The sequence below is a fragment of the Pseudomonas sp. TH15 genome (assembly GCF_016651105.1).
Lineage (GTDB): Bacteria > Pseudomonadota > Gammaproteobacteria > Pseudomonadales > Pseudomonadaceae > Aquipseudomonas.
The window spans coordinates 543,503-559,059 of sequence record NZ_JAEKEL010000001.1 but is presented as its reverse complement, the minus strand read 5'-3'; the positions used below and the strand labels follow the sequence as shown (position 1 = coordinate 559,059).

Annotated in this window: 13 protein-coding genes, 2 pseudogenes and 1 riboswitch; of the genes and pseudogenes, 7 read left to right on the top strand and 8 right to left on the bottom strand. The window is 59.0% G+C overall.

Translation table 11 applies throughout. The annotated features are described in order from the left end of the window. Nucleotides 1-148: 148 nt before the first annotated feature. Nucleotides 149-1,558 (bottom strand): adenosylhomocysteinase, encoded by a 1,410-nt coding sequence (gene ahcY, locus JFT87_RS02600; RefSeq protein WP_133835625.1) that lies wholly within the window; start codon nt 1,556-1,558, stop codon nt 149-151. A 23-nt stretch (nt 1,559-1,581) separates the two neighbouring features. Next, nucleotides 1,582-1,680: riboswitch (S-adenosyl-L-homocysteine riboswitch) on the bottom strand. A 198-nt stretch (nt 1,681-1,878) separates the two neighbouring features. Between ahcY and JFT87_RS02595 the strand changes: the two genes are divergently transcribed. Beyond that, the gene (locus JFT87_RS02595; RefSeq protein WP_201198499.1) at nt 1,879-2,283 is read left to right on the top strand and encodes an acyl-CoA thioesterase; all 405 of its coding nucleotides are present in this window, start codon (nt 1,879-1,881) and stop codon (nt 2,281-2,283) included. A 181-nt stretch (nt 2,284-2,464) separates the two neighbouring features. Beyond that, nucleotides 2,465-3,346 carry a formate/nitrite transporter family protein gene (locus tag JFT87_RS02590; RefSeq protein WP_201198497.1) on the top strand — a complete coding sequence of 294 codons (882 nt, stop codon included), beginning with the start codon at nt 2,465-2,467 and terminating at the stop codon, nt 3,344-3,346. Here the strand turns inward: JFT87_RS02590 and JFT87_RS02585 are convergent. Then, nucleotides 3,261-4,217, bottom strand: a complete 957-nt coding sequence (locus JFT87_RS02585; protein ID WP_201198495.1) for a LysR substrate-binding domain-containing protein — start codon at nt 4,215-4,217, stop codon at nt 3,261-3,263. The genes JFT87_RS02590 and JFT87_RS02585 overlap by 86 nt on opposite strands. Nucleotides 4,218-4,319: 102 nt before the next feature. Between JFT87_RS02585 and JFT87_RS02580 the strand changes: the two genes are divergently transcribed. Next, nucleotides 4,320-4,733: a VOC family protein gene (locus tag JFT87_RS02580; RefSeq protein ID WP_201198493.1), complete on the top strand. Its 414-nt coding sequence runs from the start codon at nt 4,320-4,322 to the stop codon at nt 4,731-4,733. 37 nt (nt 4,734-4,770) lie between these two features. Next, a pseudogene (locus JFT87_RS02575) lies at nt 4,771-6,053 on the top strand (amidase). Nucleotides 6,054-6,111: 58 nt separating this feature from the next. Here the strand turns inward: JFT87_RS02575 and JFT87_RS02570 are convergent. Further along, nucleotides 6,112-7,374: a cation:proton antiporter gene (locus tag JFT87_RS02570; protein ID WP_201198492.1), complete on the bottom strand. Its 1,263-nt coding sequence runs from the start codon at nt 7,372-7,374 to the stop codon at nt 6,112-6,114. A gap of 155 nt (nt 7,375-7,529) precedes the next feature. Between JFT87_RS02570 and JFT87_RS02565 the strand changes: the two genes are divergently transcribed. Together JFT87_RS02565 and JFT87_RS02560 are read left to right on the top strand one after the other, a co-directional pair. After that, nucleotides 7,530-8,363: an EamA family transporter gene (locus JFT87_RS02565; RefSeq protein WP_201198491.1), complete on the top strand. Its 834-nt coding sequence runs from the start codon at nt 7,530-7,532 to the stop codon at nt 8,361-8,363. 41 nt (nt 8,364-8,404) lie between these two features. Next, nucleotides 8,405-8,788: an MAPEG family protein gene (locus JFT87_RS02560; RefSeq protein ID WP_201198490.1), complete on the top strand. Its 384-nt coding sequence runs from the start codon at nt 8,405-8,407 to the stop codon at nt 8,786-8,788. Between the two features lie 128 nt (nt 8,789-8,916). Here JFT87_RS02560 and mltA read toward each other — a convergent pair whose 3' ends face one another. Then, entirely contained in the window at nt 8,917-10,092 is a 1,176-nt protein-coding gene (gene mltA, locus JFT87_RS02555; protein WP_201198489.1) for a murein transglycosylase A, read from the bottom strand. Nucleotides 10,093-10,220: 128 nt separating this feature from the next. Between mltA and JFT87_RS02550 the strand changes: the two genes are divergently transcribed. Then, on the top strand, nt 10,221-10,670 hold the full coding sequence (locus JFT87_RS02550; protein WP_201198488.1) for a c-type cytochrome: 450 nt from the start codon (nt 10,221-10,223) through the stop codon (nt 10,668-10,670). Between the two features lie 177 nt (nt 10,671-10,847). On the opposite strand, the gene JFT87_RS02545 is transcribed toward JFT87_RS02550, so the two are convergent. From JFT87_RS02545 to JFT87_RS02530, 4 genes and pseudogenes are all read right to left on the bottom strand, one after another. Continuing rightward, entirely contained in the window at nt 10,848-11,243 is a 396-nt protein-coding gene (locus JFT87_RS02545) for a DUF1090 domain-containing protein (RefSeq protein ID WP_201198486.1), read from the bottom strand. Nucleotides 11,244-11,342: 99 nt separating this feature from the next. Next, nucleotides 11,343-13,009 (bottom strand): annotated as a pseudogene (gene ligB, locus JFT87_RS02540) (NAD-dependent DNA ligase LigB). A gap of 166 nt (nt 13,010-13,175) precedes the next feature. Continuing rightward, nucleotides 13,176-14,366, bottom strand: a complete 1,191-nt coding sequence (gene metK, locus JFT87_RS02535) for a methionine adenosyltransferase (RefSeq protein ID WP_123404278.1) — start codon at nt 14,364-14,366, stop codon at nt 13,176-13,178. Between the two features lie 18 nt (nt 14,367-14,384). Next, nucleotides 14,385-15,380: an ArsR/SmtB family transcription factor gene (locus tag JFT87_RS02530; protein ID WP_201198484.1), complete on the bottom strand. Its 996-nt coding sequence runs from the start codon at nt 15,378-15,380 to the stop codon at nt 14,385-14,387. Nucleotides 15,381-15,557 lie beyond the last annotated feature (177 nt).

The following is a 15,557-nucleotide window of genomic DNA, read 5'->3' as shown; positions in this document are numbered from 1 at the left end:
TGGTAACAGGAACCTTCGAGGCTGCACTTTCCCATGTGGGAGCGAGCTTGCTCGCGATGGCAGAGTGTCAGGCAACATTTACATCGACTGACACGCCCTCATCGCGAGCAAGCTCGCTCCCACAGGGAGAGCGAACAATCAGCGCCTGTTAGTAGCGGTAAGCGTGCGGCTTGAACGGGCCTTCGACGGTCACGCCGATGTAGTCGGCCTGGGTCTTGGTCAGTTGAGTCACAACGCCGCCGAAACCGCGGACCATTTCCAGGGCCACTTCTTCGTCGAGCTTCTTCGGCAGTACTTCAACGGTCAGGCGCTCGGCTTTCTGGGCTGGCGACAGGTCGGCGTACTTTTGACCGAACAGGAAGATCTGAGCCAGAACCTGGTTGGCGAACGAACCGTCCATGATGCGGCTTGGGTGACCGGTGGCGTTACCCAGGTTTACCAGACGGCCTTCGGCCAGCAGGATCAGGTAGTCGTCATTCTGGGCGTCGAACGCGCCAGGACCGGTACGGTGGATCTTGTGAACCTGTGGCTTCACTTCTTCCCATGCCCAGTTCTTGCGCATGAAAGCGGTGTCGATTTCGTTGTCGAAGTGGCCGATGTTGCAGACAACTGCACGCTTCTTCAGGGCTTTGAGCATGTTCGAGTCGCAAACATTGACGTTACCAGTGGTGGTCACGATCAGGTCGATCTTGCCCAGCAGTGCTTTGTCGATGCTTGCTTCGGTGCCGTTGTTGATACCGTCGATGAACGGCGAAACCAGCTCGTAGCCGTCCATGCAGGCTTGCATGGCGCAGATCGGGTCGACTTCGGAGACTTTAACGATCATGCCTTCCTGACGCAGGGACTGAGCCGAGCCCTTGCCCACGTCACCGTAACCGATGACCAGCGCTTGCTTGCCGGACAACAGGTGGTCGGTACCGCGCTTGATCGCGTCGTTCAGGCTGTGACGGCAGCCGTACTTGTTGTCGTTCTTGCTCTTGGTCACCGAGTCGTTGACGTTGATGGCCGGGATTTTCAGCTCGCCCTTGGCCAGCATGTCCAGCAGGCGGTGAACGCCAGTGGTGGTTTCTTCGGTAACGCCGTGGACGCGGTCCAGGATTGCCGGGTACTTCTTGTGCAGCAACTCGGTCAGGTCGCCGCCGTCGTCGAGGATCATGTTGGCATCCCAAGGCGCGCCATCTTTCAGGATGGTTTGCTCAAGGCACCACTCGTACTCTTCTTCGGTCTCGCCTTTCCAGGCGTAAACCGCGATGCCGGCAGCGGCGATAGCAGCAGCGGCCTGGTCTTGAGTCGAGAAAATGTTGCAGGACGACCAGCGTACTTCGGCACCCAGGGCAACCAGGGTTTCGATCAGCACGGCAGTCTGAATGGTCATGTGGATGCAGCCGAGAATCTTGGCGCCTTTGAGCGGCTGCTCACCGGCGTATTTGCGGCGCAGACCCATCAGGGCTGGCATTTCGGATTCGGCGATGATGGTTTCGCGACGACCCCAGGCAGCCAGGGACATGTCGGCCACTTTGTAATCGGTAAAATCTGCAGGCGTGATAACAGCGCTCATGATGAGCCTCCATTCGTAATGTATGCGAATGGGCGCCGTTGTGCGTTTAGTGTCTGGCCTGGGCCAGTCAACGCCCCATCCGAGCCTGACAGGTTTGACCTGCTGCAGCGCCCCTCGGACAGGTGGCGGGAAAACGGTATCAATGAAAAGTTACCGTTTTGAAACGGGGGCGATTATAGCGGGCTAATCTCATCTTCTAAAGCGTTTCTGTTGGTCAATGTCTGAACGGTAATCGGGACCATAGACGATGCTTGATAGAGCTCTAGGTCGGGCTCTGCCATGATGGCGCCCATCATTCGGCAAGACGCTCAGGAGTGAACATGAATTTCCACACCCGCAAATGGGTAAAACCCGAAGACCTTAACCCTAACGGCACGCTGTTCGGCGGTAGTCTGTTGCGCTGGATCGACGAAGAAGCGGCGATCTACGCCATCGTCCAGCTGAGCAATCAGCGCGTGGTCACCAAGTACATTTCCGAAATCAACTTTGTCAGCGCCTCACGCCAGGGCGACATCATCGAATTGGGCATCACCGCCACCGAGTTCGGCCGCACCTCGATCACGTTGACCTGCGAAGTGCGCAACAAGATCACTCGCAAAAGCATCCTGACGGTGGAGAAGATGGTCTTCGTGAATCTGGGCGAAGACGGCTTGCCAGCGCCGCATGGCCGCACCGAGATCATGTACGTCAAAGACCAGTTCAAGGGTGATGGCATCAGCGAGTAATGCGAGCCCCGTAGGAGCGAAGCTTGCTCGCGAAGGCGTCATTTGCGTCACCCCCAAAACCGAGGTGAACCCTTCGCGGGCGAGCCTCGCTCCTACAGAAACGGTTTCGTTTCGGTGGACACTGAACAGCTCCGAACCCCGCGTGTCGTACCTAAATGACACGCCACGGTTGCGGAGCTCCATGGACACTCAAAAAGACGGCAAGACCCCGAACCTCTCGGCTGAAGAACAACACGAAGCCGACCGCAACCAGCCGCCTCGCGCGGCGGTGCTGCACGAAATCATCCGCACCCAAGGTGATCAGGAACTCGAGCGCAGTGTCGCCGCACTCTGGTGGTCAGCCCTCGCTGCCGGCCTGACCATGGGCCTGTCGCTAATGGCCGTGGGGCTGCTCAACTCCCGCCTGCCGGACGGTGACGGCTTCAAGGTGATCGCCAGTTTCGGCTACTGCGCCGGTTTCCTCGCGGTCATTCTGGCGCGCCAGCAACTGTTCACCGAAAACACCCTGACGGCGGTGCTGCCGATCATGACCAAACCCACACTAAACAATGTCGGTCGACTGCTGCGCCTCTGGAGCGTGGTGCTGTTCGGCAACCTGTGCGGTACGTTGTTGGTGGCTTACGTAATGTTGCACCTGCCGATTTTCGACTCCAAGACCGACCTGGCCTTCCTCGATATCGGTCGCAAGATCATGGAAAACAGCGCCAGCCAGATGTTTTCCAAAGGCATCATTTCCGGCTGGATGATCGCCACTATGGTCTGGATGATTCCGTCCATGGAAAGCGCCAAGATGTGGATCATCATCCTCATCACCTACCTGATGGCGCTGGGGGATTTCACCCACATCGTCGTTGGTTCGGCAGAAGTGTCGTATCTGGTGTTTGCTGGCGAGTTGCCGTGGAAGGATTTCTGGCTGGTGTTTGCCGGGCCGACACTGGCGGGCAACATCATTGGCGGCAGCTTCATCTTTGCGCTGATCAGCCATGCGCAGATCCGCAGTGAAAGCGGCTCACTGAAAGCTGCCGGCCCTGAGGAGGTTCAGGGCAAGTCGAAGGAGGATTAGCGCGGTCAGGCTGCGCGGTTGCGAGTGCCTCGCACAAAGCGCTGATCATGTTCGGCCGGTCAGTCTGTGCAGGGCTGATCAGCGCAACCTCACGATCATACCGATCGTTGCCAATCTGGCTCACAGCACATTTATGGCCCCATTGTTCAAAGCCCGACCAATAGGGCACCAGACTGACGCCAAGCCCTCCAGTCACGAGCATGGCAATGGTCTCCAGCGCATCCAGATCTACCAGCGGCGTCGGCTTCAAGCCATGGTCGGCCAGATATTCCTCGGCATGCCGTCCGCCCCAGGCATCAGGATCGTAGCGGATGTAGGGTTGGCTCTGCAGTTGCGCGGGGATGCTGGCCGAGGACTTTTCCTGCGACAGAAACACCAGCGGCTCCTTGCGTAGCGATACGGCCCGCAGGGCTTTGGGCAATTCAAATGGGGGAGCGACGAGGATCGCAGCGTCGACGTCTCCCGAGAGCAGTGCTTGATACAACGACCGCGATGTTCCCGGCACGATAACCGGCTTCAGCCCCGGCGCCCGCTCGGTCAGTGCTCGTAATGCGCCAGGTAGAAGCCCCGTCAGAACGGTGGAAATAGCGCCTATTTTCAACTGCCCGGTCAGTCCTCCCACGTCAGCATCTCCCGCCAGTAATGCCGTTTCGCGAACGATGCGTTTGGCGCGGGGCAATAGACCAAGGCAGGCCTGACTTGGCCTGGCGGCGTGCCCGACGCGCGATAGCAACTCAAAACCGAGTTGTCGTTCGAGCGCGAGAATGCGCTGGCTGACCGCAGCCGCCGTCAACCCTTCGATACGCGCGGCATGGGCGATGGAGCCAGACTCCACGACGGCGATAAGGCTTTTCAAATAGCGCGTATCCATAAGAAATACTTTCGAAGGCGGAAAGAATTACAGGCTATCTCTTTTTCATGGAAACCGCACAGTCTGCAACCGTTCGGCTGTTTCCATCATCAGGAGTGGCTTATGCAATCGATTTTTCATCTCGCTTTTCACGTCCGTGATTTGCAGCTGTCCCGGCAGTTCTATGGTGATCTGCTGGGATGCGAGGAAGGGCGCAGCACCGATACCTGGGTCGATTTCAATTTTTTCGGGCATCAATTGTCGTTGCATCTGGGCGAACCCTTTTCGGTAAGCAACACGGGGAAAGTCGGTGAGCACAACGTGCCGATGCCGCATTTTGGCGTGATACTCGAGATGTCGGACTGGGTCGTTTTAAGAGACCGGCTACTCAAAGGCCAAGTGCAATTTGTTCTGCCACCCAGCATTCGTTTTCCCGGAGAACCCGGTGAGCAGGCAACGATGTTCTTTCTCGATTCTGCCTCAAACCCTATCGAGATCAAGGGCTTCACTGATCTGCGATCAGTGTATGCAACTTGAAATGTCGACACTTTCGAAGGCAAGCCCGGGGAGCGATATGCACGATTTCGATAAAGCAGACGCCACAGCCATTTCGCAATGGGTTCGTTCGCAGGTCGTGAGCGCAGAGGCAGTGACTGAGCACTTTCTTGACTGTGTCGAAGCGCAAGAGCAGAGCATAAAAGCCTTTGTTGCGTTCGACCCTGACGAGGTGCGCAAGCAAGCGCGCCAACGGATAAACAGCAGCGCGAAAGGCCTGCTCGCAGGTGTCCCCGTGGGGGTCAAAGACATCTACGACACCGTCGATCATCCCACGCGTTTTTACTCCCCATCTATGCGCATAACCATCCTTCGCGTGACGCTCATGTCGTCGCGCTGCTGCGCGAGGCCGGCGCGTTGATCATGGGCAAGACCCACACCACCGAATTTGCCTACATGCACACCGGCCCGACCCGCAACCCGCATGATCTGGACCGCACGCCGGGCAGCTCAAGCGCCGGCTCCGCGGCCGGGATGGCGGCGGATTTCTTTGCCGTGGCGCTGGGTACCCAGACTGCCGGTTCGCTGCTCAAACCGGCCTCTTACTGCGGGTTGTTCGCCTTTAAGCCTTCGACAGGAGTGGTCTCGCTGGAAGGCGTGAAACCGCTGGCGCCGAGCTTCGACACCGTGGGCTGGTACGGTCGCTCGGTGCGGGATCTGCGACTGATGGCTCAAGTCTTGATCCCCGGTTTACCGGCGCCTGCTGCTGAGCGGCATTTATGCTCATTCGGTTTCTGCCGTACGGCGCGTTGGGATCAGGTCGACGAGGACGTCGCCAGGTCATTGCAAGCTGCCGTTGAAGAGCTGCGTCTGGCGGGGCATCAAGTGAGCGAGGTGGCGTTGCCGGACGAATTTGCCGGTGTGTTCGATGATCATCAGCTAATCAACGATTGCGAGGGCGCCCGTTCGCTGGCGAAGGAGTTGCAAGCGCATCCTGACCTGCTCAGTGAAGAATTATTGGTCATGATCGAGCGCGCTCGTCTGACGACGTGGGCACAAGAATCAGCGGCAAAGCAGCGTTTGGCGAAGTTGGCGATGGTTTTGGAAGCCATCTTCAAACCGTTTGACGCCATGCTGGGTGCGAGCTGTGGCATCGTCGCTCCGTTGGGCCTTGGCGCGACCGGACCTTCCGATTTCAGCAAGTTCTGGATGGCGTTTGGCTTGCCTCAGATCAACCTTCCTCTCGTGCGCAATGCCGCGGCGTTACCCGTTGGGCTGCAAATGATCGGAGGTTTTAGAGAAGACAGCGTGCTTTTGCACGCTGCGGAGCAGGTTGATGCCGTGTTGAGAGCTGCCGGCTGATACCTGAACCGGGCACCGTCACAGCGCGAGTGCGCCGCGACGGTGCCCGGTTCAAGGGTCAGTGTGCAGAATCGGCAGTGCCGACGCTTTGCGGAGTGGTCACCCCGCGAACGACGCGGCCAATGGTCAGGCCTTGTATCAGGATCGATGACAGCACGACGATGTAGGTGATGCTCAGCAGCAAGTCACGCTCGATACCCAGCGGCAGCGACAGTGCCAGGGCAACCGACACGCCGCCGCGCAAACCGCCCCACGTCAACACACGAATGGTGCCGCGCGGCACCGTGCGCCAACGGCGTAGCAAGAGGATTGCGGGCGCCACGGTGAGCAGGCGCGACAGCAGAATCGCCACCGCCAGCAAACCCGCCGCCGCCAAGTGCAGCCAGTTGAACGGCAGCAGCAACAGCTCCATGCCGATCAAGGCGAAGAGCAGCGCGTTGAGCATGTCATCGAGCAACTCCCAGAAGCCGTCGAGGTATTTGCGGGTCATGTCGTTCATCGCCAGATTGCGCCCGAGGTTGCCGATGATCAGACCGGCGACCACCATCGCAATCGGTGCCGAGACGTGCAACTCCGAGGCCATTGCCGAGCCGCCGATTACCAGCGCCAGGGTCAGCATCACTTCGATCTGGTGCTGCTCGATGCTTTTGATCATCAGGTAGACCAGATAACCGATCAGCCCGCCGAACAGCACGCCGCCAATCGCTTCGTGAGCAAACAGCATGGCAGTGGCACCGATGGTCGGGGTCTCCCCGAGTTGGGCGATGCCCAGCAACACGGTAAACACCACAACCGCAGTGCCGTCGTTGAACAGCGATTCGCCGACGATGGTGGTTTTCAGTGGTTTCGAGGCGTTGGCGGTTCGTAGCACGCCGAGCACCGCGATCGGGTCGGTCGGGGAAATCAGCGCACCGAACAGCAGGCAGTAGAGGAAGCTCACGTGCCAGCCGAACAGGGCAAAAATGTAATAGGCGAGACTGCCGATTACCGCGGTAGCGATCAGTACACCGAACGTTGCCAAGAGGCCGATCGGCCAACGATAGCTGCGCAGGTCGTTCAGATTTACGTGCAAGGCGCCAGCGAACAGCAGGAACGAGAGCATCCAGTTCATCAGCAGATCGCCGAAGTCGATCTGGCCGATCAGTTGCTGCACACGCTCTTCCAGGCCGGGGTAGCCGAGCAGGCTCAGGCCTTGCAGCAGCAAGGAGAACATCAGCGCGGTGACCATTACACCAATGGTTGGCGGCAGGCCGATGAAGCGAAAGTTTACGAAGGTGAGGAGGGTGGTGAGGCAGATGAAAGCGGCGACGAGTTCAAGCATCCGGGGTCCTTTGGATGAGGGGTGGAAAGACAGCGCTCCGAATCTTCGGTGCAGAGGTTGGATGGGCTGATTCGGGGTGAGGACACAATCCGTCCTCTCCGTTGGTCAGCCGCACGCATTGGTGTAGGGTCAACAAAAAAATCAAGGAGTAAGCCGTGCTTGCGACGGCGTTGGTATTGGTGGCGGCGCTGTTACACGCGGCGTGGAATACCCTGATCAAATTCAGCGCCGAACGGTTGCTGGTAGTGGCTTGCATGGACTCGGTGGCGATGCTGTTTGTCGCGGTGATGTTGCCGTTCGTGAATCTGCCACCGATAGAAATCTGGCCGTGGATTCTGGCGTCGGCAGCGTTCGAGTTGCTCTATCGCTACTTGCTGATTCAGGCCTATCGGGTCGGTGACCTGGGGCTGGTCTATCCGCTGATGCGCGGTCTGTCACCACTGGTGGTGCTGGCGTTGACGCTGATCTTTGCCGGCGAAGTGCTGACGAATCAGCAGATCTTCGGCATTTTGCTGATCCCGTTCGGCATGCTGTGCCTGCTCTGGCAGGGTGGTGGCGGTGCGCGGCTGCCGTGGTCGATGCTGCCGGTGGTGGCGTTGATCGGCCTGTGTATCGGCTGCTACACCTTCATCGATGGCCAGGCGTTACGGCGCTGGTCTCATCCGCTGGACTATTTGGTCTGGGTCACGTTGCTCAGCGCCTGGCCGTTCCCGTTGCTGGCACTGGTGCGTAAGCGACGAGCGTTCATGCTGTTCTGGCGTGAACAGTGGCGACTGGGGTTGGCGGTCGGGTTCTGTGTGTTGTTCAGCTACGCTTTGGTGCTGTGGGCGATGCAACTGGGCTCGATTGCCGAAGCGGCGGCGCTGCGTGAGATCAGTGTGATTCTGGTGGTGCTGTTCGGCATGCGGTATCTGAAAGAACCTTTCGGCCGGCCACGGCTCTTAGCTTGCGGGTTGGTACTGATCGGCATGCTGGTGATGAAGTTTTGACTGGCCCCCGAATTTCTAAAAACTGAAGAAAGGACTGCTTTATGACGGTTGCTCTGTGGTGCGTGATGATTGCGATTTTCCTGCCCTATATCTGCACGGGCGTCGCCAAGGTCGTGGGTGGCTATCGGCTGAGTGACAACCATGATCCGCGCGACTTCATGGAAAGCCTCAACGGTCTGGCCCGACGGGCGCATGCGGCGCAGTTGAATAGCTTCGAAGTGACACCGGCGTTTGCGGCGGCGGTGATCGTGGCGCATTTGGTGGGGACGGCGCAGTTGGTGACGGTCAACGTGCTGGCGGTGATGTTTATCACCAGTCGCCTGCTGTACATCATTTGCTACCTGGCGGATTGGGCGATCTTGCGGTCGCTGGTGTGGTTTGTGGGGATGGGGTTGATTGCCAGTTTCTTTTTTGTGTCGATCTGAGGCGTTTTAGCCAGAATCATCGGTGTCTGTCCTGGCCTCATCGCGAGCAGGCTCGCTCCCACATTGGAATGCATTTCCCTGTGGGAGCGAGCTTGCTCGCGATAGCTATCTAACTGCCAATAGATGGCTCAAGGTTTCACCGCATCAGCCACCTGCGGCACTTGCGGTAATGCTGCGCCTTTTGGCCACAACATCCAGATCTGCCCTTGCTGTTTCATGTCCCCGGCCAGTTGCCCGGCCGCCTCGCCTGTGCCCCAGAACAAGTCCGCGCGAACCTCGCCAGCAATCGCACCGCCGGTATCTTGAGCTGCCACCGGGCGTACCAGTGCGGTGCCGTCCGGTTTAGTGGTCGATAACCACAACAGGCTGCCCAGCGGAATCACCTTGCGATCCACCGCTGCGCTGTAACCCGCAGTCAGTGGCACGTTCAGCGAGCCACGCGGGCCTTCATTGCTGTCTGGATTACGGGTGAAAAACACGTAGCTCGGGTTGCTGCCCAGCAGTTGCGGAATACGAGACGGGTTCGCTTTAGCCCAAGTGCTGATAGCGCCCATGGTCACGTCTTCTTTCTTCAGTTCACCCTGATCCACCAGCCAGCGGCCGATCGGTCGATAGGGGTGGCCGTTCTGGTCTGCATAGGCGATGCGCAATTGGCGGCCGTCGTCGAGCTGGATACGCCCGGAACCCTGGATTTGCAGGAATTGCAGGTTCATCGGGTCGGTCAGCCAGGCAACGACCGGTGCCTTGACCCCTTTGCTCTCGATGGTGGCGGCGTCGTCATACGGCTTGAGCACGCGACCTTCGAGCCGTCCGCGCAGGCGTTTGCCCTTGAGTTCCGGGTAAATGCTGTCCAGGGACACAATGATCATGTCGTCGGGCACGCCGTACACCGGGATGTTTGCCACTTCAGTCTGGGTCAGGCTGCCGGGGTACACGGGCTCGTAATAGCCGGTGATCAGGCCGTTGGGATTGTCATTGGCGGCACGCAGGCCGTAGACCTCCAGGTTCTGCTTGAGGAAGCCACGAATGTCATCGGCGGTTTGCGGCACGGTCGCGGATGCCGCGCAGGTCGAGCCCCAGACCGGGTCGGCCTTGAGTCGGGTGCAGGCGCTGCGCCAGGAGCCGAAGCCGGCCACCAGGTCGTTGTCTGACACGGCCGGTAGCGCATCCCAAGTGGCGCTGGTGTAAGTGGCCAGCGCGTGTGTTTTCGGCTTGTTGTCGCCCCCGGTGCAGCCTGCGAGCACGGCCACCATCGGAAGGGTCCAGGCCAGGCAATGTTGCCAGGCCTTGAAACGGCTGTTCATGGAGTAATTCCTTTGACGGTTGCCTGAGTGCTCCATGCGCTCAAACAACCCTTATTGATAATAGGGCTATTGGTCTTTAACGATGACGCGAGGATACTGGCCGCCGTTCCCCGTGACCTGAAGCCACCATGACTCTTAAAAGACTTTCTGTTGTATTGCTGGCCTGCCTGACCCTGTCCGCTTGCGGCGGTGTTGACCCGAACTCGCCGTTGGGTCAGCGCAAGGCGATTTTCAAGCAAATGCTCAAGACCGGCGAAGACCTGGGTGGCATGTTGCGTGGGCGCATTCCGTTCGACGGGCCGAAATTTGCCGATGGTGCGGTGAAACTTGATTCGCTGTCCCACGAACCGTGGAAGCATTTCCCGCAGGTGCGCGAAGAAGATCACACCAGCGCCAAGGACAATGTGTGGCAGCAGCAGGCACGCTTCCAGGAAATGGCCCGCAACCTTGAAGGCGCCACCGGTGAATTGGTGGTTGCCAGCAAGGTTCAGCCTTACCAGGCGAGCAATCTTGGGCCGGCAGTGCAGAAAGTCGAAGATGCCTGTAGTGCATGCCATAAACAGTTTCGGGATCATTGATCTAGCGGTGTGTATTCCCTGTGGTGAGGGGGCTTGCCCCCGTTCGGCTGCGAAGCAGTCGTCAATTCGGCCCGCGCGGTCTATCTGATTATCCGCGTCTGCTGATTTTGGGGCCGCTTCGCGACCCAGCGGGGGCAAGCCCCCTCGCCACAAAAGCTCCCTGGCGCAGCCGGAAACTTACTTATCCAATTCGTCCAACGCATCCTGCAATTCCTTGCGGGAATCGGCGAGTTTGTCTTTGCGTTTGTTGATCTTGTCGGCATCGCCTTTTTTCATGGCCTTGTCGAGATCAGCCTGACGCGTGCTGACTTCATGCTTGGCGTCGAGCACCTTGTTTTCGCGTTCCTTCTTCAGGGAGGCGTCGGTGCAGTGGGCGGTGACTTCGCTCAGGGCGGTCTCCAGGCCGGCTTGCTGATCGGCATTGCCGCGGCTTTTGGCCTGTTCGATCTGGTTGACGATGCCCTGTTTCTTGGCCGCGCAGCCGGTCAGTTCCGGGATTTCTTCAGCAGCCATCAGTGGAGCGGCCAGCACGCTGCAAAGGGTCAACAGGGCGAGCGGTGAAAGAAATTTCATAAAAGCTCCATGCGAAGAGGCAATCGGGTCGATGTGGCAATGGGCTGTTTGAGCGCAGCGCCACCATTGGGTTCCCAGGCTGACAGGCATTGTTGGTCGCTAAAAACCGTCAATCCCCGCAATGCGTAACGTTTCACTCAAGGCCAGGACCTGCGGATCGCGGAAAAACGCGCTCAATTTCGCTGCACGTCCCGGGCCGATGCCTGCCTCGGCCTGCCATTGTTCGTTGCTGCGTTGCGCCAGTGCCTGCCATGAATCGGCGAGCTGTGCCTGGCCCGTCGGTGGCAAGCCCAGGGCTTTGAGCCAGCGAGCGAAGGGCTGTTGCCGTGCACTTTCAAAACTGTTTAGAAGACGAGCACTGCTGCGTTCGCCGAAGCCGGCAATGTTAGCAAGCTCTTGAGCATCGAGGGTCAACCAATCCAGCAGGCTGTTGAGGCGGCCTGTTTCGAGAAGTTTCTCCCAGGTGCCGGGACCGACATGGGGCAGGGCCAGCCCCTGCTTGCCGCTGAGCCAGGTAAGCCGCGCGAGGAATTGACTCTCGCACCCTGGCGTCGGCTGCCAGCAACTCAGCGCGTGAAAGTCGTCTGCCCGGGGGATGTTGAGGTCTGTGCGTTCGGTGGCACGCAGCACCACACTGTCGAGCCGTGGAATGGTCAGGCCGGCGAGGCTGATTGCCACTTGATCACCGGGGCGAATATCCAGGTCTTGCCAGCGCTTGAAGGAGCCGGCGCTGACCCGTTTGATCTCACGGTCATCGAGCATGACGGATTTGAGCTCGAGTACTGGCGTGATGCGCCCGGTTCGACCGACTTTGAAGTTGACCCTGCGTACTTCAGCCAGCGCCTGGGCAAACGGATACTTCCAGGCAATCGCCCAATACGGCGCGCGAGCCTGCCAGCGCTCGGCAGGTGGACGCTGACTCTGACGCAACACCACGCCGTCTGTGGCGAAGTGCAGGGGGAGCGATACCAGTGATCACGCCATTTCTGTGCGGCAGCGAAGTCGGTGACGGGATGGCTGTAGGGTTCAATTGTGGCGAAACCCAGTTTTGTCAGCGCGGCGATTCGCTCGGGCAATTGCGCTGGGCCTTGGGGCCAGTCCCAAACGAACAGTCCAATCCCGGAGGCTTGCTCTGCATCCAACGATTTTCTCCCCATCAGGCCGGCGACGATGGCGCGAGCGTTAACGCTGCCGGATCGGGCTTGCACGTGCTCGCTCAGGTGCCAGTAGAGTTCGCCCTGCACCAGCAGATCCAGCGGTTGTGTCAGGCGTTGAGGGATGGCGTCGATCTTGCGCGCCGAAGCCGTCCAGTCCTGACCACTCACCCCATCCCCGCGACTGATTGCCTGCTGCAAAACGCCCTTGCGATAAATCAGCGTCACCGCGACGCCATCGATTTTGGGTTGTATCCAGACATCCTTGCGCTCGCGTAGCCAGGTTTCCACGGCCTCGGCTTTGTGAATTTTATCCAGACCGGTGTGGGCGATGGGGTGCGCGATTGAGCCTGAAGCTGTACGCAAAGGATCGGTTGGCGAGGACAGTTTGAAACACGCTCGCCATTCGTTCAGTTGCGCAAGGGATTGGTCGTAGAGTTCATCGGCAATCAGCGAGCGGCCTTCGCGGTGGTAGGCGTTGTCCCATTGGTTGATCTGGTTTTGCAGGGCGGTGATTTCGCGCTGGGCTTGGGTGGGCGTCCAGTCCGGGCATTGAGACGCGTAGCCAGTCAGGCATAGGAGGTGCAGCAAAACAAACAAAAACCAATGCATCGTGAGCGTCCTTGCTCATGGGGGTTTTTGAAGGTTAGTCAGGATTTTGAGCGAGGTCGGGCGGGTGTTTTTCGGGGTGTTTCAACGGCGGCGATCTGTTGATCTTCAAAGCAAAAAAGCCCCGCACGGCGAACCGTGCGGGGCTTTTGGTACCGCCAGGAAAGTCTTACAGGCCGGCAGCCAGACGCAAATCGTCGGCGCGGTCGGTTTTTTCCCAGGTGAAGGTTGTGAAAGTATCTTCGCCAACAGTCTTGGTTTGCGGAGTGCGACCGAAGTGGCCGTACGCTGCAGTTTCCTGGTACATCGGGTGCAGCAGGTCGAGCATGGTGGTGATTGCGTATGGACGCAGGTCGAACACTTCGCGAACCAGTTTGACGATTTTGTCGTCGCTGATTTTGCCGGTGCCGAAGGTGTTCAACGAGATCGACGTAGGCTGAGCAACACCGATTGCGTAGGAAACCTGAATCTCGCAACGCTCTGCCAGGCCGGCCGCAACGATGTTCTTGGCCACGTAACGACCGGCGTAGGCCGCCGAACGGTCAACCTTCGATGGATCTTTACCGGAGAACGCGCCGCCGCCGTGGCGAGCCATGCCGCCGTAGCTGTCGACGATGATCTTGCGACCGGTCAGACCGCAGTCGCCAACCGGGCCACCGATGATGAACTGGCCAGTCGGGTTGATGTGGAACTGGGTGTCCTTGGACAGCAATTCGGCAGGCAGCACGTGCTTGACGATCAGCTCCATCACGCCTTCGCGCAGGTCTTTGTACGACACTTCAGGGTTGTGCTGGGTCGACAGAACAACCGCGTCGATACCGACAACCTTGCCGCCTTCGTAACGGCAAGTCACTTGCGACTTGGCGTCCGGGCGCAGCCAAGGCAGCAGGCCGGATTTACGGGCTTCGGCCTGGCGCTGAACCAGCTGGTGCGAGAAAGTGATCGGTGCTGGCATCAGCACGTCGGTTTCGTTGCTGGCGTAGCCGAACATCAGGCCCTGGTCGCCGGCACCCTGATCTTCAGGCTTGGCACGGTCAACACCCTGGTTGATGTCAGGGGACTGCTTGCCGATGATGTTCATCACGCCGCAGGTCGCGCCGTCGAAGCCGACGTCGGAGCTGTTGTAGCCGATATCGAGAATCACGTTACGGACGATGTCTTCCAGGTCGACCCAGGCCGACGTGGTGACTTCACCTGCGATGATGGCAACGCCGGTTTTGACCATGGTTTCGCACGCAACGCGGGCGAACTTGTCTTCAGCAATGATGGCGTCCAGCACTGCATCGGAAATCTGGTCGGCGATTTTATCCGGATGCCCTTCAGACACGGACTCGGAGGTGAAGAGGGAGTATTCGCTCATCTCGATGTTTTCCTGAATTTACCGATGGTGAGTGTCGCCAGCCGGTCGCTGAAAATGGCGGACCTGGATCTGGAAACCATTGCGTAAGCCTACATAGAGGCTTTCCCCGGGAACGAGTCCCGCAGCGGTGGCCCAACGGGCCAAATCGTCCTGTTCAAACCCCAACCACAGATCACCGCAGGCCTCCCTGGCCCAACTCTGGTTGTGGCTACATAACTCTGTCACTAACAGGCTACCGCCTGGTTGCAGCAAACCGGCCATGTGCTTTAGTGCTTCGGCCGGTGCTGCGAAATGGTGAAGCACCATGTTCAGTACAACGCAATCGGCGGTAAGGCTTACACCGTTCAGTGCATCGGCCAATTGCAGGCTGACATTAGTCAGCGTTTCACGTTCGCAGACCTGGCGCGCCAGTTCGAGCATCGCCGCGCTGTTGTCCAGCGCGGTCACCTGGGTGAAGCGGCGCGCCAGTTCCGGCAGAAAACCGCCGTCGCCAGGGCCAACTTCAATGGCGGTGGCGCCTTCACTGAAACTCAGCTTGTCGAGCAACGCCACCACGCTTTCGCGGTACTGTGGCAGGCCGGCGATCAAGTCTTGCTGGGCGCGAAACTTCTCCGCTACCCGTGAGAAAAAGTCCTGGCTGGCCGCCGCCCGTTGCCCATGGACCTGACCGATCCGCGACTGCACATCGGCCGGCAGGGTCAGGTTATCCACTTCTTCCAGCAAGGCTGCGTGCAGCTTGCCGCCCAGCAGGTCGGTGTGGGGCAGGGCGCGACGGTAGAAAATCGCGTTGCCTTCACGGCGGGTCGCCACCAGTTCAGCCTGGGCCAACACCTTGAGGTGGTGACTCATGCCGGATTGCCCCATGCCGAAGATCTGCGCCAGCTCCAGCACGCCAAACGAATCGTTGGCCAGCGCGCGCAATACATTCAGCCGCAGAGGATCGCCGCCAGCCTTGCACAGGGCCGCCAGCTCATCGCAATCGTCATGTTGAATGGAAGGCACACGTAAATTCATAAGGCCAGCAGTCTAGTGACGGTCAGAAAACCCTGCAAGAGCAATATCAAAAAGTTTTGATATTGCTCGATAGATGGCACTTCTCGGGCAAAGGGGCCTCCTACAAAACGTGTGCGGAAAGGTTTCACCAGGCGAATGCGACTTTATCCACCGGAAAAACACCTCCAGATGACTATC